The organism is Proteiniborus sp. DW1 (assembly GCF_900095305.1).
Lineage (GTDB): Bacteria > Bacillota > Clostridia > Tissierellales > Proteiniboraceae > Proteiniborus.
This window is the reverse complement of the sequence record NZ_FMDO01000013.1, coordinates 145,826-165,369: the sequence shown is the minus strand read 5'-3', so window position 1 is coordinate 165,369 and position 19,544 is coordinate 145,826. Positions and strand designations below refer to the sequence as shown.

The 19,544-nt window shown below is 33.8% G+C and carries 15 protein-coding genes; 2 read left to right on the top strand and 13 right to left on the bottom strand.

The genetic code is table 11. The features are described from left to right. Nucleotides 1–4 precede the first annotated feature (4 nt). From DW1_RS03760 to DW1_RS03705, 12 genes are all read right to left on the bottom strand, one after another. On the bottom strand, nt 5–1,516 hold the full coding sequence (locus tag DW1_RS03760) for an Hsp70 family protein (RefSeq protein ID WP_074349294.1): 1,512 nt from the start codon (nt 1,514–1,516) through the stop codon (nt 5–7). Between the two features lie 328 nt (nt 1,517–1,844). Beyond that, a complete protein-coding gene (gene arcC / locus DW1_RS03755; protein WP_074349293.1) occupies nt 1,845–2,783 on the bottom strand; it encodes a carbamate kinase in 939 nt (312 codons plus the stop codon). A gap of 189 nt (nt 2,784–2,972) precedes the next feature. After that, on the bottom strand, nt 2,973–4,160 hold the full coding sequence (locus DW1_RS03750; RefSeq protein WP_074349292.1) for a CaiB/BaiF CoA transferase family protein: 1,188 nt from the start codon (nt 4,158–4,160) through the stop codon (nt 2,973–2,975). 147 nt (nt 4,161–4,307) lie between these two features. Continuing rightward, nucleotides 4,308–5,108: a cyclase family protein gene (locus DW1_RS03745; protein ID WP_074349291.1), complete on the bottom strand. Its 801-nt coding sequence runs from the start codon at nt 5,106–5,108 to the stop codon at nt 4,308–4,310. A 96-nt stretch (nt 5,109–5,204) separates the two neighbouring features. Then, nucleotides 5,205–6,467 (bottom strand): YlbE family protein, encoded by a 1,263-nt coding sequence (locus DW1_RS03740; RefSeq protein ID WP_074349290.1) that lies wholly within the window; start codon nt 6,465–6,467, stop codon nt 5,205–5,207. A 41-nt stretch (nt 6,468–6,508) separates the two neighbouring features. Further along, a complete protein-coding gene (locus DW1_RS03735) occupies nt 6,509–6,679 on the bottom strand; it encodes a fdrA domain protein (protein WP_074349289.1) in 171 nt (56 codons plus the stop codon). 16 nt (nt 6,680–6,695) lie between these two features. Next, nucleotides 6,696–8,249 carry an acyl-CoA synthetase FdrA gene (gene fdrA / locus DW1_RS03730; protein WP_074349288.1) on the bottom strand — a complete coding sequence of 518 codons (1,554 nt, stop codon included), beginning with the start codon at nt 8,247–8,249 and terminating at the stop codon, nt 6,696–6,698. A 1-nt stretch (nt 8,250) separates the two neighbouring features. After that, the gene (locus DW1_RS03725; protein ID WP_074349287.1) at nt 8,251–9,210 is read right to left on the bottom strand and encodes an oxamate carbamoyltransferase subunit AllH family protein; all 960 of its coding nucleotides are present in this window, start codon (nt 9,208–9,210) and stop codon (nt 8,251–8,253) included. 149 nt (nt 9,211–9,359) lie between these two features. Then, entirely contained in the window at nt 9,360–11,081 is a 1,722-nt protein-coding gene (locus DW1_RS03720; protein ID WP_074349286.1) for a PucR family transcriptional regulator, read from the bottom strand. A gap of 40 nt (nt 11,082–11,121) precedes the next feature. Then, a complete protein-coding gene (locus DW1_RS03715; protein WP_074349285.1) occupies nt 11,122–12,234 on the bottom strand; it encodes a tRNA-dihydrouridine synthase in 1,113 nt (370 codons plus the stop codon). An 11-nt stretch (nt 12,235–12,245) separates the two neighbouring features. Beyond that, complete coding sequence (locus tag DW1_RS03710; protein WP_074349284.1) at nt 12,246–13,274, bottom strand: LacI family DNA-binding transcriptional regulator; 1,029 nt, start codon at nt 13,272–13,274, stop codon at nt 12,246–12,248. Nucleotides 13,275–13,373: 99 nt separating this feature from the next. Then, on the bottom strand, nt 13,374–14,951 hold the full coding sequence (locus tag DW1_RS03705) for a methyl-accepting chemotaxis protein (protein ID WP_074349283.1): 1,578 nt from the start codon (nt 14,949–14,951) through the stop codon (nt 13,374–13,376). Nucleotides 14,952–15,474: 523 nt separating this feature from the next. Between DW1_RS03705 and codB the strand changes: the two genes are divergently transcribed. After that, nucleotides 15,475–16,716: a cytosine permease gene (gene codB, locus DW1_RS03700; RefSeq protein WP_074349282.1), complete on the top strand. Its 1,242-nt coding sequence runs from the start codon at nt 15,475–15,477 to the stop codon at nt 16,714–16,716. A 39-nt stretch (nt 16,717–16,755) separates the two neighbouring features. Then, nucleotides 16,756–17,991 (top strand): cytosine deaminase, encoded by a 1,236-nt coding sequence (gene codA, locus DW1_RS03695; protein ID WP_074349281.1) that lies wholly within the window; start codon nt 16,756–16,758, stop codon nt 17,989–17,991. 104 nt (nt 17,992–18,095) lie between these two features. Here codA and DW1_RS03690 read toward each other — a convergent pair whose 3' ends face one another. Beyond that, on the bottom strand, nt 18,096–19,349 hold the full coding sequence (locus DW1_RS03690) for a uracil-xanthine permease family protein (protein WP_074349280.1): 1,254 nt from the start codon (nt 19,347–19,349) through the stop codon (nt 18,096–18,098). Nucleotides 19,350–19,544 lie beyond the last annotated feature (195 nt).

Sequence of the window (19,544 nt, the reverse complement as noted above, 5' to 3'; positions counted from 1 at the left end):
ACATTTAATCAATTTCAATTTTTGAAACTATATCTTTTTTCTTTTCTAGTTCCTCTGACTTTAAGTTTGATTCTCTTTCTATATGAACTTCTTCAAAAAAGCCACTTATTTGAGGTATACTAGTAAATACATGAATAATTTGGTTTTCATCTAAAATCATTTCTATATCTACTTGTGTATCCCTCTTTAACTTTGCAGGTAACTTTATTTCGAATTCTCCAATAATAGTAATGTAGTCGATTTCTTCCAATTCTCCTTCAGTAATCTGAAGTTTTATGGCTTCTTGATTATCTTCTATTGTATAAAAACTTCTTCTGCTCTTGGCTGGAAGAGGGCTATTTCTATTTAAAATAATACTATTTATTTTATCACCACTTTTACTGTCAATAGATATTACTCCAATGCTATGTGAGGAGACATCTTTAATAATTAGTTTGCTATCTTTTATCTCCTTAATACCATCTTCAAGTATACTACCCTGTATTGCTGCCCCCAAGGCAACTACCTCATCTGGGTTTACCTCTTTTGAGGGTGTAATTCCAAAGGCTTCTTTTAATCCTTCTGAAATCAAAGGTATTCTTGTTGAACCACCAACTAATAGTATTTTATCAATATCTTTTGGGCTCAGGTTTGCTTGATGAAGTACATCCTGTACAATTATTTCTGTTCTATTATATAGAGGTTTTATCATTTCATTGAACTGATCTCTAGTGATAGTAATAGCTTCTCTTATTCCTTTACAGCTAATATAAAGCTGAGATTCTACTCTAGTGCTTAAAGCCTTCTTTAGATTTTCGCCACGTCTTCTCAACTCTTGTAGCTCTTTTACGTAATCTATATCCATTAAATCTATTCCATGCTTTTCATTGAATACTTTTATTGCATATTCAATAATTTTATCATCGAAATCCCGTCCACCTAAGTCCCTAATCCCATCTGTAGCTTGTACTATAACTTCTTTCCCATTGACCTTTACGATGGTTGCATCAAAAGTACCTCCACCTAAATCATATACTAGAATGTTCTGTGGATCAGAATTATGTAGTAACCCATAAGCCAAAGCTGCAGCTGTAGGCTCATTAATAATTTTAACTATATCTATACCGATTAATTTACCTGAATCTTGGGTGGCCTTTCTCTGAGCATCATTAAAATAAGCCGGAACAGTTACTACGGCTTTCTCTATTTTTGTATTTAAAACTTCTTCGGCATCTTCTATGAGCTTCTTCAATATTAAACTAGATAGCTCTTCTGGAGAAAAGGCTATATCCCCACTGATAAACTTATATTGAGGATTTCCCATTTCTGATTTTATAAAGTCTATTGTGTTAAACGGGTCTAACACAGAGTTGTTTTTAGCTTCCTCCCCAATAATCACAGTTTCATTTCCCTCAAATAGAATTACTGATGGGGTTGTTCTTCCACCCTCTCTGTTATGGATAATCTCCGGTTTTCCATAAGCATTAATATATGCTATAGCAGAATTTGTCGTGCCTAAGTCAATCCCTACAATCATCTTTTCCCCTCCAATAAATATGTAAGCAATTCTAGACTAACTCCTGTATGTCAATATATATTAATATTCTATTTTATGAATATAAACCCTCTTTTTTGTTACTATTTGTCGATTTTTATATAAACTTATATCAATTAAATACCTAATTTCTTTGATCTGAAAAATCTTCATAGTAAAATACTTTGCAATAACATAAGTCCTAGTTGTTTATAACAGCATTAAATGAGGGAAAAAGTTTGAATACATCATAAAAGCTGGTCATTATGACCAGCCTAGATTCCTCGCTAACGCTCGGAATGACATATAATTTTTTTGAATCACTTCTTTCCTAAGCCTCTACTATAGTTCCACTCTCACCTTTTAGAGCTTCTTTAGCCTTATCAAGTGAAGCTATGACTGCCTTTCTACCTGGTCTTGATTCGGCAAACTCTATAGCTGCCAATACCTTTGGCAGCATGCTGCCTGGTGCAAAGTGGCCTTCTGCTGCATATTTTCTCATTTGTTCTGTTGTTACTCTATCTAATTCTTTTTGGTCTGGTTTTCCAAAGTTGATAGCTACTCTTGGTACTGCTGTAAGTATTACTAGTATATCTGCATCTGTGTCCTCTGCTAGTCTTTGTGATGCTAGGTCTTTGTCTATAACTGCAGCTGCACCAGCTAACCTTCCGTTTTCTTCTACTACTGGAATTCCGCCGCCACCTACTGTTATGACTACATTGTTGTTATTAACTAGAGTTTTCACTGTCTCTATCTCTACTATTCTAACTGGCTTTGGTGAAGCTACTACTCTTCTATATCCTCTTCCAGAGTCTTCTACCATTATATACCCTTTTTCTGCTGATATTTTGTCAGCTTCTTCTTTTGTATAGAATGGTCCTATTGGTTTAGTTGGATTTTGGAATGCTTTATCGTCTTTATCTACTACTACCTGTGTAACTATAGTAGCTACAGGCTTGTCTATTCCTCTGCTTCTAAGTTCATCCCCTAAAGCTTGTTGTAAATGATAGCCTATCATTCCTTGGCTCATTGCTCCACATACGTCAAATGGCATAGCAGGTGTCACGCTATCTGCCACTTCGTTTTGAATAACTATACGACCTACTTGTGGTCCATTACCATGGGCTATTATTAGGTTATATCCTTCTTCTATAATGTCTGCTAAGTACACTGTTGTTTGTTTAACTACTTCAAGCTGAGCTTCTGCTGTAGCTTCACTTCCTGTTGCTTGTAAAGCATTTCCTCCTAATGCTACCACCACTTTTTCCATAGTATCCCTCCTAGGTAATATGAGATAAGTAACAAAGTAATTTCATAGAAAATTATACAATATATTAGAATATAATACCATATTTTTTATAATGAATAGGAAAGTTTCACTTCATAGTCCTTATGACTATGAACTTTTCTTATAAACCAACTTAAATATAAGGCTCCTCCATTGGAGGAGCCTTATATATTAAAGAGCGTTGCTATTTCTTAAGCTTTGTATTTTTTCGTCATCATACCCTAATACTTCTTTTAAAATTTCTTCTGTATGTTGGCCTAAAATTGGTGCTGGAGTTCTGACACTTCCAGGCGTATCACTTAGTTTTATAGGTACTCCAGGCATTTTTAGCTTACCTGCCACTGGATGCTCTATTTCCACTATCATTTCTCTTGCTAACACCTGTGGGTCTTGTATTACTTTATCTACTGTATTAATAGGTCCATTTGGAACCCCAGCATTTTCTAATAGTTCAAGCCATTCTTTTGTTGTTTTCTTTTTCATTGGCTCTGCTATAAGCAGTCTTAGTTCCTCATAATTTTCGTTTCTTAGTGGATTAGTTTTAAATCTTTCATCATTTATTAATTCCTCTGTACCTATTACTTGGCAGAACTTAGCCCATAACACATCATTTCCTGCAGCTACTACTACTTCTCCATCTAATGTTTCAAATGGCTCAAAAGGTACTATGGAAGGATGTCTGTTTCCACCTGGTTTTGGTACTTCACCAGTAACTACATATCGTGCTATAGCATTTTCTAGTATAGCTACTTGAGTATCTAGCATAGCCACATCTACTTTTTGTCCTTTTCCTGTTACATGTCTATTGTTTAATGCTGCTAAAATACCTATAGCTGTGAATAATCCTGCGTTTATATCTGCTATGGAAGAACCCACTCTTGTAGGCTTTCCATCTTTTTGGCCTGTGATGCTCATTACTCCGCCCATTGCTTGTACTACTGCATCATAGGCAGCTCTTTTACTGTATGGACCTGTATGACCATAACCAGAGGAAGCTGCATAGATTAGTTGTGGATTTACTTTTGCTAGATAATCATATCCCAATCCTAGCTTTTCCATTGTTCCAGGTCTGAAGTTCTCTACTACTACATCCGCTTTCTTAACCATTTCTATAAAAACTTCTTTTCCTTCTTCTGATTTAAGATTTAGAGTAATACTTCTTTTATTTCTATTGAGACTCATAAAATAAGCACTTTCATTATTTACATAAGGGCCAAAAGCTCTAGAGTCGTCTCCTGTCACTGGCATTTCAATTTTAATGATGTCTGCTCCTAAGTCTCCTAGTATCATCGTTGCATAAGGTCCAGCTAATACTCTTGTAAGGTCAAGTACTTTTATGTTGTCTAAGGCTTGCTTCATTAGGTTCGCCCCCTTTTAAGGTATTTGAAACTCCTCACTTCATTTGGAATGACAAGACATGATTCTTACTATTATTCAAAATGATAATTTATATAATTAAATAGCTACCCGCCAAAGGCGGGCAGTTATTTAACATATTTTAATCTATTATTCTTCAACATCAAATGCTACTATACGGCAGAATGCTGATTCTCCACCTTCAAATTTCCATGGGAAGCATCCAATTATCATACGTCTATTAAGTACTTTATCTATTTCTCCACCAAGGTTCTCAGCGTGGATTATTTCGTGTGGTTTTGGAAATACCATTATATGCATTGCTTGGTATACGTTTGGCCATGGATACATTTCGTCTAAGCCTTTTCCGTATTTTTCTCTTAGATATTTGTCACATGCTTCTGCTTCTCTTGGCTCCCAGTCACGAATCTTAGTGTTCATTGGATGGTCAGCAGAACCACAGTCAACACCTATCCAAGCTATCTCCATTTCTTTTACCCAATCAACGAAGTCCATTGATGGTCCTGGGTGTCTTAGCATATATCTTTTTTCATCAGCTTCTGGTTGATCCCAACCATATTTGTGGTATCCAGTATTGATTATAAGAATGTCACCTTTTCTAACTTCCACTCTGTCCATGATATCTTGTGGAGTGTAGATTCCATAGTCTTCAGCTATGTCTGATAAGTCAACTATAACTCCAGGTCCTACTAATTTATTAAGTGGTAATGAAGCTATATCATCACCAGCTGTATCAAAGTGTAAAGGACCATCTAAGTGTGTTCCAACGTGATTTGATGTAGTGATCAATTGTCCATTAGCACCATTTGGTGATAATCTCTTGAAGAATTTAACTTGTAGTGGTTCATATGTTGGCCATGGTGGTGTTAAATGGCTTGTGTTTTGAGTTAAATCATACATTTTAACTTTGTTCCAGTTTTGTAATAACATTAAAAATTCCTCCCTTTATTTTTAATATTTTTTCATTTTTAAATATTTTTAAGCTCAGTTTTAATTAAAGTTTACTTTATTTTGATGCTATATACTTTATAATGCGCCTTCAGCTTCTAATTGTTCTACAAAAGCTTCTAGTGCATCTTCAAAGCATTTCATTGGTGGATGAACCAATCCTGCTCCTACTTGACCAACTCCAGCATCCTTATGAGCAATACCTGTATTTATTATTGGGCGTATGCCTGTTTCAATGACCTTTTGAATATCTATACCCGTAGCAGTACCTCTAAAATCAAGAACTGGAATTTTATATGTGTTATTTTCTGCTTCGGTAATTTCATACATTGATTTTGAGTAGTTAAGTGCATCTTGTGGTACTCCGCCTACGAATTGTACTATAGGTATAGCTGCTGCCATTGCAAAGCCACCAATACCACATGTTTCTGTTATAGCACTGTCACCAATGTCTGGGTTAGCATCCTTCTCTGTATAGCCAGGGAAGTATAATCCATTAATAATTTCTGCTGGTGCTGTAAACCATCTATCTCCTAAACCTGCTACTCTAATACCAAATTCAGTACCATTTCTAGCCATTGTATATACTAATGTACTGTATTTAATACCTTTCATTGGCTCTAGTGAACATTTAGCTGCTGGCATAGTTAGGTTTAAGAAGAAGTGGTCATTGCTATGCATGAACTTTAGAACATCTACTTTATCTTGCTCAGAGAATTTAGTCTGTACTATATATGGAGCTAATTCTCTTATTAATAATGATGTACCAGCTTTATTTCTGTTATGTCCTTCGTCACCCATTTGAACTACTTGAGCTATCATAGTTTTTAGGTCAATTTCTCCACATAACTCTAATGTAGCTCTAAGTACTGGTGCCAATGTATTTTCCATCCATTTAAGTCTAGTAATAACTTCTTCACCATATGATCCAAAACGAAGAACTTTTCCTAAGCCTTCATTTAGTGTACAGTAAGCATAGTTTCCATATGTCTTGTTTTGTACTATCCATACTGGCATTGAGTAAGTTACAACTCCTGCCATTGGTCCTACTGCATCATGATGATGGCATGGATCAAATGTTATTTCTCCAGATTCCGCCAACTTTATAGCTTCTTCTTCATTAGTAGCAAGTCCTTCATAAATAAGTCCTCCTATAACAGCTCCTCTTAATGGTCCACTCATTTTATCCCATGTTACCGGTGGTCCTGCATGTAATACAGTCTTTTTAGTCATTCCTGGTATATTTTGTCCAGCTGTTCCTATTCCAACAAGAGTAGGTTGAGCATTTAGCAAACGTTCAACAGCCTCTTTATTGGCCTGTGCAATCTTTTCTGCTATCATTTTAAATCACTCCTCGTCATATATTTATTGGTTAAGGTAATCTATTTCAATCTAGATAAAAGTGATGCCATTTTCTTATTTCCACCTGCTGCCGGTCTCCAATTTACATGGATAACTGAAACTTTTTGTTTTTTTAAATCATTGTAAAATGATTCCAGTCCAATATTGACTACTTTTACTTCTTTATTGAATAGTTCATTTATCTTTGACATTCTATACCCTCCAAACCTACTTAATTTTGTTAAGGATAAGTCCTGTTAATCTTACAGCTTGTGCATTTGAAGGCATCACTATAACTCCTGCTTCTTCTAATCTTCTTTGTGATTCCTCCAAGCTTTGTGGATCATTTTCTGTACCGCAAATTGAACCTATAACACAAAGATACTTACCTTTTGCAGCCATTCTATCTTTAGCTGCTTTTATAGCTGGAAGCATTTCTCCTACTGGATCTTCATGGGAGCCATATCCTAATACAAAATCCATTAGCACTACTGCTACTTCTTCGTCATCTTCCTTCATTAGACGTTCTACTCTAGATACTGGATCTATCATTGGGTGAGGCTTTCCTCTTGTAAACTCGTCATCACCAAAATCTATACATGTATGCTCTTTGCTTACTCTAACATCTTCAAGTCTAAATTCAGGTGAAAGTGGAATATTTGAATATATATCAAAGTCTTTTCCAAGAAGCTTCATTGCTTCGTCTGTTAATGTTCCTCCTGTATAAAATCCTCTAAGGTATTTTTGATTCTTATCTAGTTTAGATACTTCACTATTTACTATGTTTTCTATTTCTTTATCTGATAGATCAAATCCCTCAAAGTCTTTAACTTCTTCTCCTCTTAAAAGTGCTACTGCTTTTCTAGCAGCATCTTCAAGTGATACACATGCATATGCACCATATTTTTCTATAAGGTCCCTATCTCCACCTATAAAGTCTACGACTACTGGCTTCGGAGAATTTTCTATAGCTTTTAATACCTTTTCTGCTACTTCCTCTGCTGGAGGCTTAGATACTAGTACTATAACTTTTGTTTGCGGGTCATTCTTTAATGCCTCTATACCTTGTAGCATCATAAGTCCACCTATTTCTGATTTTAGGTCTCTGCCGCCAGTTCCTATTACTTGTGATACCCCTTCACCTAGCTTATCTATGATAACTGATACTTCCTGTGTTCCAGTCCCTGATGCTCCAACTATTCCTATATGTCCTTTTTTAATTACATTTGCAAATGCCAAAGGCACGTTATTAATAATAGCTGTACCACAGTCTGGTCCCATCATTAAAAGACCTTTTTGACAAGCTAGTTCCTTAAGCTCTCTTTCTTGCTCTACAGTTACGTTGTCACTAAACAGCATTACATGCAGGTCATTATTTAAAGCTTTCTTTGCTTCTGCTGCTGCATATTCACCTGCAACTGATATAACTACTATGTTCGAATCTGGCTCATGCTTTAATGCTGACTCTAGTGTCGGTGGCATATAATCTGAATCACTATTGCTTTTCTTTGCACTAAGTAGTCTTTCTACTTCTGCTGATATTGCTTCAATTTGAACATTGTCATCTGCTAATACTGATACAAAGAAATCATTTGGTGTAATTGCTCTTATATCGTCATGTGAAATTCCGAGATTCTCTGCTAGTTCCTTGTTTAAGTCTGTACCCATACCTACTAGGGCCTCGTGTACTCCAGCTATCTTCTTAATTTCCTTGGAAATAATCATCAGTGTTACTGAATCATAGTAGGTATTTTTTCTAATTTCATATTTTACGCTACTCATGTTATCTACCTCCTAAGTATTGGTTAAGTGCTATGCAGCTACCTATGTATATGCCAGAAATCATATCTATCCCAGAAGTTTCTCCTATATCAGAAACCTTTTTAAGACATTTATAAAAATCCTCTAAAGAACTGCCTGTAATAAAGAAAATCATTAGATTTCTCACATCCTCATTTACTTCGCCCCTTGACGAATGTATCATCATCTCTTGACTAATTAAGGTTGTCTTGTTTTTTATATGTTTAATGATAGCCTTATTTACTTCAAAAGTTCTTGATAAATCATGATTTAGATACGCTGATAAATATACTTGTGATACCATAATTCCAGATAAAAAATCATCCATAGAAGGTGTAAGACCTACTCCATACCCTACTATGCTGCCAGCCTTCCGTGCAATGGCATCTAAGTCTCCCATTATGTAACTATCAATAAAGGATAAAAACCTTTCTCGAATAAATTCTTCTCTTTTACTTAGATTCATCTTATTATCTAATAGGAGCTCCAAGCCTTTTATTCGTCCTATAAGGGTTTTTAGTAATGGGGCAATACCGTCTTTTTTACCTTCTTTAACAATAAAACTCCCCATTTTATTGAGTTTTTTTAAAACGTTTTCCACAAATTCCTTTTCTAAGCCACCATCTAAAAATAAGAGTGGTTTCTTATCCCACAAAGATACTTTATTGTAAAAAACTTCTATATTGCTATCCTCTATTAAAACATAATCTTTTAAAAAAGTAAGCTTTTGTCCTTGTTTAATATCTGAATTTAAAAATGAGCTTTTTTCTCTAATTTTTATAGAGTTCGGAGACATGGGTTTGCTTGGTCCTAGAAAGGTAATAAATTGATTGTTCTCATCTAATACATTGAAACTATTATCAAATACTGAATGAACCTGTCCTATTGGTTGATTATTTTGTATATATTCATATAGCTCCTTGCAAATGGCCGTTGCATTCATAGAATCAATCCTTCAAAAGCTATCATGTTGTTTCTAACTAATATAATATATTATTTGTATCTCTATTTCTTTAGGTACACTATCTAAATATTATTGCTTATCTTTGTTAGTAGTTAATAAAAGCAACAAAAGAAAAAACTCCCCAAAATTTAACGGGGAGTTCCTGTTCCACTAGTGTTAGTTCTTTCATTTTCCTGCATTTCTAAAATTTTTAAAGATATCTGAAAGTTAAGCCTGTCATTATAGTCTTCAAAGTCTATCCCGGTTATTTCTTTTATTCTCTGAATTCTATAAATCACAGTATTATAATGGGTAAACATCTCCTCTGATACCTTTTTTAAATTTCCTGCACATTCGAAATATTTCTTTAGAGTTTCGATAAGGTCTGTACCCTTCTCTTTGTCATATTTCACTAAAGGTTCTAGTATTTCTTTATAAAACTGCTGTAGCTCTGGCTGTAATTCTTCATAAGAAAGAATTCTAAATATACCTAAATCGTCATAATGAGTCACTCTTTTGTCACTTGACCTTTTTTTGCATTCTACAGCTCTGTTTGCTTCTCTATATCCCTTCCATAGTTCATGTGTATCCTTATAGTTTCTCCCTACTCCTATAGATATCATGTCACTTAAATGTTCATATTCTGCATATCTAAATATTTCATTGCAAAATGAGTTAATACTCTGTTTAATCTTAGCTTCTCTAGCACCTACTTCTGTACCAAAAAGAATTATTATACTATTGCTTTTATTACCATATATAATTCTTTCTTTCCTGTTCTTTATTATTCTGCTAATAATACTTAACAATCTGACATTTATTTGCTGCAGATACCTAGTTGTATCAGGATTATACTGGTTATTTTTGTCCTTATCATTTACTGAAATAACTATTACTGAATATCCTAATTTGCTATCAAAGTCAAAATACGAAGCTCTTTCTAATGCTTTCTGATGCCTGTTACCGTCACTTGAGAACAAGTCTTCAAAGAATTCAACCTTGTGCTTACTTTCTATTTCAAATATAGACAACTTTTTATTGAGATCTAAGGCAATAATCGGTATAGCTGCTTCTATCACAGTTAATTCTACAGGAGTAATAGGTTGCTTATCTTCCCAAATATATATATATCCATATTCTCTTTCCTTTGTATAGATTGGGATAGTTAATCTATCTACCTTTTCTCCTCCTATTAAATCGGTATGTTTTGTGTAATAAAACTTATTACCAAATCCATAAATATCTTTTTCTCTTTTAAATGTTTCTGCTTCAATAATAGATTCTATCTGTTTTTTCTTAGACTCATCACAAAAAGTCACGCTTGACTCAAAAAGAGATTCTTTTATAGCCATTGAATTGTTGTCTATACTATCAAATAGTGCTTTAGCAATTTCCTTTAGACCGCCTCCACTTAGCATAACATTAATTAACTTGTTGTGAATATTGTCTATCCTACAAAGTATGCTAGTTTGATTATTTACAATTTCAGTCAATGCATCAGCTATAATATCAGAATAGGAAATCTCGAGTGGTATTTCTATTAGAGGGAATCCAAGTTCATTGGCTAATTTTAAGGTACTATAAGGAATATCTTCTATATATCTCTTAGTCTTCACACCTAATCCAGCTAAACCTTTTTTATTCAACTCTGGAATAAGTTCTTGGAGTTTAGTCAAGTTATCCTTTATAGAATAAGCTGTAGTAAGCAAAAATTCTCCATCCTCAACCCAATTTAAAATATCAGGCACTTCCATAACATTCAATTTTGTTATTTTTCTGTTTAATCCTGCTTGCCCACCTAAAATCTTTGCATCCCTCATGATTTCAAGTTCTAGCAACTCACTTACCGTAATCCCCGAATATTTGTACATCTTACCACCCCACTTTACAATAAGATACCCACACCACTAACTACCAGTCTAAATATATAAATTTTTTCTTACATAGGCTGACACATAAACCACAGCCTGTACATTTAGAATCGTCTATAACTATTATATCATTTTTTGTAGAAATAGCACCATACATGCAGGATTTTATACAAATATTGCAATCATTCATATTGCATACGTTTGAAACCTTTGCTATGTATGGTTCTATAGATATTTCTTCAAAGGATTTTAAGGATGATAATGCTTGTCCACGTATCTCATCTAAAGAATTAAATCCTTTATGTTCAAGCCAATTCTCTAAATCACCTAATATCTCATTAATTCTACCATATCCATTCATAATCAGTGATGTACAGAGCTGAACAGTACTTGCCCCTAACATTATATATTCTATCACATTCTTATAATTTTCTATTCCACCAATGCCAGAAACAGGTATCTTTACAGCCTGAGATATACCTGCAACTGTTGCTAAAGCTATAGGTCTAATGCCTTCTCCAGAATACCCGCCGTATGTAGGCAGCATAGCCTTACCTTTGTCTATATCAACTCCAATAATAGCCCTAATTGTATCTATAGCACTTATAGCTGACGCACCAGCCTCTTCCACAACTTTAGCTAGTTCAGTTAGATTACTTACATTAGGAGAAAGCTTAACCATAACCGGAATATTTACTGAATCTACTGCCATTTTAGTCAAGTTGTATAATCTTTGTATATTACTTATAAGCAGCTCTACTCCTTCTCCATGGGGAATAGATATCCCTAGCTCAATAGCATCTACTCCAAAACGCTCAACTTTTTTTGCAATATATGCCATCTCTGAAGGTGTATGGGCTAAAATATTTGCTATAACTACTGCATCCTTTTCTTTTACATAATATATTTCTCTTTCCCATTCTTCTAAAGTTATATTGCTATATAGTTCAATATTTTGCATACCAAGAGAATTAGCCGCTATTCTAGGTCTTACATTAAGTCTAACTTCATTAGCTATTGTCTGTGTTACAACTGCTCCTGCCCCTGCATCAATGGCCTTACTTATCATACTACCATTACCAGACAAAGGACTTGCTGCTACAATAATTGGGTTTTTTAATTTAATACCCATAAAATCTACTGATAGGCTCATAATATCACCCTTTAACTAAATATTTCTTCAATTCTATTATCATATCCACAGGATTTCCTGATTTTTAACATAGGCTGAATAAATATTTTTTGATTAAAGCAATCCTCTTCTTCATTAGTTATTAAGTCTAATAAAAGTCTGGCTGATGTAAGTCCCATTCTATATACTGGATGGATTATTGTAGTTAGCTTTGGCTCTATAAGCGATGCTACATCAATATCATCAAATCCAACTATTGCAATGTCTTCTGGTACTTTGTAACCTAACACCTTTATTGCCTCTATAGCACCTAAAGCCATTAAATCATTAGCCACAAATATACCATCTGGCTTTCCTTTTTTCTTAATCATTTTTTTAATTGCTAGTTGTCCACCATCAATTTGATCGTTTCCTTCAATAATATATTCCTCATCGTATTCAATACCAGCTTCTAACAAGGCATTCTTATACCCTTCTAGTTTCTGCATACTTGATTTATTATTCATAGGTCCTCTTATATGGGCTATTATCTTGCAGCCGGTCTTTATTAAATGATTTGTAGCTAAGTATCCACCTAATTTATAATCTGTATATACAATACTTATATCACTATCCTCTATATAATCACCCACTAATACTAGTGGAACCTTTTGTTTTAAAATTATATCTAATTCAGTTCTTTTTAAAGTACTAGAACAAATTATAAGGCCATCTACTTTCTTGCTTAATAGCATTTCAATAGAATCTTTTTCTCTTTTAGCATCATTTTCTGTATTGCTAAGAAGTATGTTATATCCTTTCTTAAAGAATATATCCTCTACTCCTTTAGCTATACTGGGATAAAGCGGATTGAGTATATTAGGTATGATTAGTCCTATAGTACTTGTTCTATTTGTACTTAAACTTCTGGCAATGCTATTAGGGACATAATTTATCTCTTCCATAATTTTAATTATCCTATCCCTTGTCTCTTCCGAAACTGTCTCTGGATGATTTAGTACTCTAGAAACAGTAGCCACAGAAACTCCTGCCAATTCAGATATTTTTCTTATGTTCGACATAATATCACTCCATAATAATGATATTTTACATAATTATATCACTATTAATTGTATAAATAAACATTTTAAGGACGGATCTATACTTGTCCGTCCAAACACTCATATATTGAGTAAAGATTTTAAAGAAAGAGACACTGTAACAACTCCTCCCTTAAAAGGAACATGAAGAAACTTGTACATCTGATTATCCTCTACCCTTTTTCTTATAGGAGTCGCTAGGAATTCAGCACTACTTTCTGCTGCTTTCTTAGAAATAGGATCTATTTCATAAGAATCCAAGTTAATAGCTTGTTTTTCACTAGAATTTACAATAATTCCTTTGTCATTTACTATGTATATATCATCTAGCTTAAGTTGCTTTGCCATACTTGATAACTCATCATTATTAAGATTTTTCATATCTATTATTTTTATTAATTCTAATGCCTTATTATACATGTATGACTCCATTGCCATAGAAGCAGAGCTTTGCTGTAGCTGATTTGCTTCATCTGCCAATGCTTCTGTACTAGTTACAATGTCTTTAAATGAAGCATTAATTTCTTGAGCCATTGCACTTAACTCTTGACTTCCAGCCGCATTAGCTTCTGAAACTGATTGAATACCACTAGCAGAGTTTATAATTTCTTGCCCCTTTTCTTTAATTGCATTTACAAAATTACTAATGTCCTTTATACTTTCTTTAGATGAATAAGTGCTTTCTTCAATTATCCCAAAGAAGTTATTAGTTTTATTAACAATATCTATACTTTTTTCCACTTCAATTAAATTGTCGCTTAATACTACAGTTAGCTCATTCAACTTTGTTTTCGTGTCATTAAGTATAACTTCAATATCATTAGAAGCTTTTCTTGATTGTTCAGCCAATACTCCTATTTCTCTAGCCACTACTCCAAACCCTTTTCCATGCTCTCCAGCCCTAGCAGCTTCTATGGAAGAATTTAAAGCTAAAAGATTGGTATTGTTAGAGATTTCTGAAATAGTAGTTACGAATCGTGATATACTAACTGTTTGGTTATTTAAGTCTGTTATAAGACCTAGAAGTCTTGTAGTTAATTGATATACTTTATCTATAGTATTTTTCGTCTCAAGGATTAATCCCTTCCCCTCGTTAGCACTAGTATAAGATCTATCAGCTCTTTCAACACTTTCATAAGATTTATTCGTTATTTTTTCTAAATCATAATAAATAACATCCAAGGAGTCTAGTATGTTCTTCAAGGACTGAATCTGGTCTGATGCTCCCTCTGCTAAATTTTCTGTAGAAGAAGTTATTTGCTCTGTAGCAACTTCCATTTCTTTAATAGTTTCATTTAGGTAAATCATGGATTGAGCAACTTTTACACTTGTCTCTAATGTCTTTTTATATGCTTCTTTAGATGTCCTAAAAAGGTTTGATAGTGAATTTATGTACCTTTTTAGCTTTCTATGTACTTTGTAATCAGACATTGACTCATCATATCTATTCTTATCAATAATTTCACAACATTTCTCTAATGTATGTAATCTATTTTCCCATAGTAGATTAGCAATAGAAATTCCTAATAGTACAGATAATAATATTTCTAATATTCTATTAAGTGCTGATGGTAAACTACTAAAGAAAATTATGTACCAAATAAAGAAAATACTAATTGAAGAAACAGTTAATAAAGTAATATTTCTTTTTTGTATCAATTCTACTCCTCCTCTAATATAATATGTGTTAAGCAATTTTTTCGACATTCAAATGTAAACGTTTACATATTTAGATTCTCTTTTGAATTATTTTTTCCTTCTAAAACATAAAAAAACACTTCACTTTGTAAAAATCCTATATATTTTCAATATATTAATAAACTTATATTTTGATTTCTATGATTTTAACTTATGATTTTTTACTAGAAAACTACTGGCCAACAGATTTTAATCCTATCTTTCTTAGCTTATAAACAAGCTAATTTGGGATCTAATACTACATAGTATACTCTAAATCCACTTTGAAACTTAATTATTGTACATGGTATTGAAAACTTGTTTTAAAAATTTTAAAATTGAGAAGGATTTATGTTTTTTATGTCTAACTATATATAATAAAATGTAACCGTTTACATTTATGACATCATTATAAACTCCATAGCACATAATAAATCGTACTATTAACCTTATATTTTTACCTAGTTTGTAAGTGGTTGCATAAAAATATAAAGGAGGAGTTTTTATGTCAGAATTAGCAAAAAAACAAAATGTCGACACTGAGCACTCTTTATCAGCGGTAGATGAAAAAAGCAGACAAGGTTTTTGGTCATTAATGGTGGTTCTAGTTGGTTTTACTTTCTTCTCACCAAGTATGACTGCAGGTGGTAACTTAGGATTAGGCCTAACCTTGAAGGATTTCTTTATTGCAATGATTCTAGGTAATGCCTTTTTAGGTGCTTACACTGCACTTCTTGCTCATATAGGTCAAAACACAGGGCTTACAATGGATTTATTGGCAAGACGTTCCTTTGGTGAAAAAGGCTCTTATCTATCTTCTGTTCTAATTAGTTTTACACAAATTGGCTGGTTTGGTGTTGGTGTTGCCATGTTTGCATTACCAGTTGCTAAAATGTTAAATCTCAACGCTACATTATTAGTTATAGTTACAGGAATTGCAATGACAGCTACTGCCTATTATGGATTTAAAGCACTTGCAGTTTTAGGTTCAATTGCTGTGCCATTAATAACAATCCTTGGCGTTTATTCAGTAAATTATGGTATAAGTCAAGTTGGAGGTTTTGCAAACGTTTTTTCAGAAGTGCCTGTTCAGCCTCTTACTATGGCAGCTGCTCTTACTATAGTAATAGGTAACTTTGTAAGTGGAGGGACAAGTACACCAAACTTCACCCGTTTTGGAAAGACTTCTAAGAGTGCAGTTTGGTCAACTGTTATAGCATTCTTTATTGGAAACTGTATAATGTTTATATTTGGGGCTGTAGGTGGAGCTACTACTGGAAATCCTGATATATTTGATATTCTTATTGCTCAAGGTCTTATGCTTCCAGCTATATTAGTCCTTGGACTAAACATTTGGACTACAAATAACAACGCTCTTTATACTGCTGGACTAGGACTTGCTAACATAACTAAGATTCAAAGTAAACCTTTGATTTTAATAGGCGGTGGTATTGGTACAGTAACTGCAGTTTGGTTGTATAACAACTTCGTATCATATCTTAGCTTGCTTGGAGGTATGATTCCACCAGTTGGGGTTGTGATTATAATTCATTACTTCATGAATAGAACTCAATATCAGGATCCCAATTATAAGCCAGAAATAGTAAATGTAGGTGCTATCGTCGCAGTTGTAGCAGGCGCATTAGCAGGTGTATTCATTAAATGGGGTATCGCTCCTATAAACTCACTTGTAGTTTCTGCAGTTATATACTTTATTTCTGAAGTTATTAAAAAAAATAAGGCCTAGTTTAACTAAATATATACTAAAAAGAGGAGGATTAATATAATGTTAGTTAAAAATGTATTTTTTGAAAACAGCACTGAAAAAACAGATATTCTAGTTAAAGATGGAAAATTTGAAAAAATAGCTCCTGATATTGAACCAATTCCTGGTGATGAAATAATTGACTGTGATGGCTGCATGGTATTGCCTCAGTTTATCGAATCTCACGTCCATCTTGATGCTACTCTTACTGCAGGTGACCCTAGATGGAACTTATCTGGTACATTATTTGAAGGAATAGCTTGTTGGGCTGAAAGAAAAGAAAAATTATCTAAGCAAGATGTAAAGGATAGAGCAAGAAATGCCATAAGAAAACAAGCTGCAAATGGTATAGGACATGTTCGTACACATGTTGACGTAACAGATCCAACACTAATAGCTTTGGAAGCTATGTTAGAGCTAAAAGATGATTTAAAGGATGAGGTTAATATTCAAATAGTTGCATTTCCACAGGATGGTATTATGAGCTTCCCTAATGGTAAACAATTAGTGGAAAATGCTGTGAAGATGGGTGCTGATGTTATAGGCGCTATTCCTCATTTCGAGTTTACTCGTGAGTATGGTGTAGAAAGCTTAAACTTTATTATGAAGCTAGCTGAAAAATATGAAAAGCTAGTTGACGTTCACTGCGATGAAATAGATGATGAACAATCACGCTTTGTTGAAACATTGGCTGCTAGAGCTTATGAATCTGGTTTGAAGGAAAGAGTTACAGCTAGCCATACTACTGCAATGCATTCCTATAACAATGCATATGCTTATAAATTATTTAGACTTCTAAGAATGAGCAATATAAACTTTGTTGCTAACCCATTAGTAAATACTCACCTTCAAGGAAGATTTGATACTTATCCAAAACGTAGAGGTATAACTAGAGTTAAAGAATTGCTTGCAGATGGCATAAATGTTTCATTTGGACATGATGATATATTTGATCCTTGGTATCCTCTAGGAGATGGTAATATGAGGGATGTAATCCATATGGGCTTGCATGTATGCCAAATGATGGGTTATGAAGAAATTCTAAACTCCTATAAGCTGGTCACTCATAATGCTGCAAGAACTCTTCACCTAGGAGATAGCTACGGCATTAAAGAAGGAAATCCAGCAAGCTTCATAATTCTTAACTCTAATAATTTCTATAATGCACTTAATGAGAAAAAGGAAGTTCTATATAACTTTACTAAAGGTAAACTGATAGCTAAGACTGAACCTGCTAAAAAAACTGCTCTATTCTAATGAATAAATTATAGTCGTCAAAGCAATCCTAACGGCTATTAACACATAAAATCCCTATACACAGTGTGATAGGGATTTTACATGTATATATTAATTTATTATTATTATTGTGCTTCTGGTAAAAGTTTATTTAGGATAATACCTACAATTGCTGCTAATGCCATTCCTTCCATTGAGAAGCTTATAGATCCTAAATTAATAGGCAATACAGCTCCGCCAAGACCTAAAACTAATATTGTTGCAGCTATTATCAGGTTTCTTGATTTAGTAAAGTCAACTTTGTTTTCAACTACTGTTCTAAGACCTATGGCTGCAATCATACCAAATAGTATTATTGATATACCTCCAACTACTGCATTTGGAATAGTACTAATAATTGCAGCTAGCTTTGGTAATCCACCAAGAATTATAGCAAATCCAGCAGCTATTTTCATTACTAATGGATCCCATACTCTAGTCAATGCTAAAACACCAGTATTTTCTGAGTAAGTAGTATTTGCTGGTCCACCAACAAGTGCAGATAAAGAAGTCATTAAACCGTCTGCCAACATAGTCCTATGAAGACCTGGGTCTTTTGTGAAATCATCTTCAACTGTAGCTCCTATAGCTATAACGTCTCCAATATGCTCGACTATTGTAGCTAGAGCAACCGGGGCAATTACCATAATATACTGGAAATCAAACTTAGCTATAGTGAAGTCTGGTAACCCAAACCATGCAGCTTCTTGAACAGCTGTAAAATCTACGTTTCCAGTAATTATTGCTACTACATAACCAACAATAAGTCCACATATTACAGGAACGAGGTTTAGGAAACCTTTAACGAAAACATTTATTACTACAACTACTAAAAATGCAACAATTGCTAAGAACCAATTTTCTGATGACATACTGATAGCTGTAGGTGCAAGCTTAAGTCCTATAACCATGATTATTGGACCAGTAACTATTGGTGGGAAGAAACTAATTACTTTTTCAACTCCAAAGAAGTAAATAAGTACTGCAACTACCACATAAAGTAATCCTGCTACTACGATACCACCTGTTGCATATGGTAATCCGTTATCAATACCATTTGCACTTGCTAATGCTACTGCTGCCCCAATAGGTGCAATGAAAGCAAATGATGACCCTAGAAATACTGGCACCCTATTCTTCATAATAAAGTGTCCAATTAGGGTACAAACTCCAGCCATGAATAGAGCTACTGATACGTTAAGTCCAGTTAGTAGTGGGACTAATACTGTAGCACCAAACATTGTAAATGTGTGCTGTAAACCTAAAAGAACTGTTTTGCCAACACCAAGCTGTTCTAAAGAATTTCTGATAGGCTCATGCTGTTTGACGTTTTCCATCATTTAAATCCCCCTTTTTTAGAATTTTCTGACAAATTAATTTGTTCAGTTTATATACATTACCTAGCTGCTAGCTAAATAAAAGCTAGGTAAGTACATTCAATAATCTAATTTGTTTTCGACGAAATTTGCTAGGGATAATGGATGACATTATATCTGTAACAAGTGCTGCAATAACCAGTGACTTGTTTTTCTGCT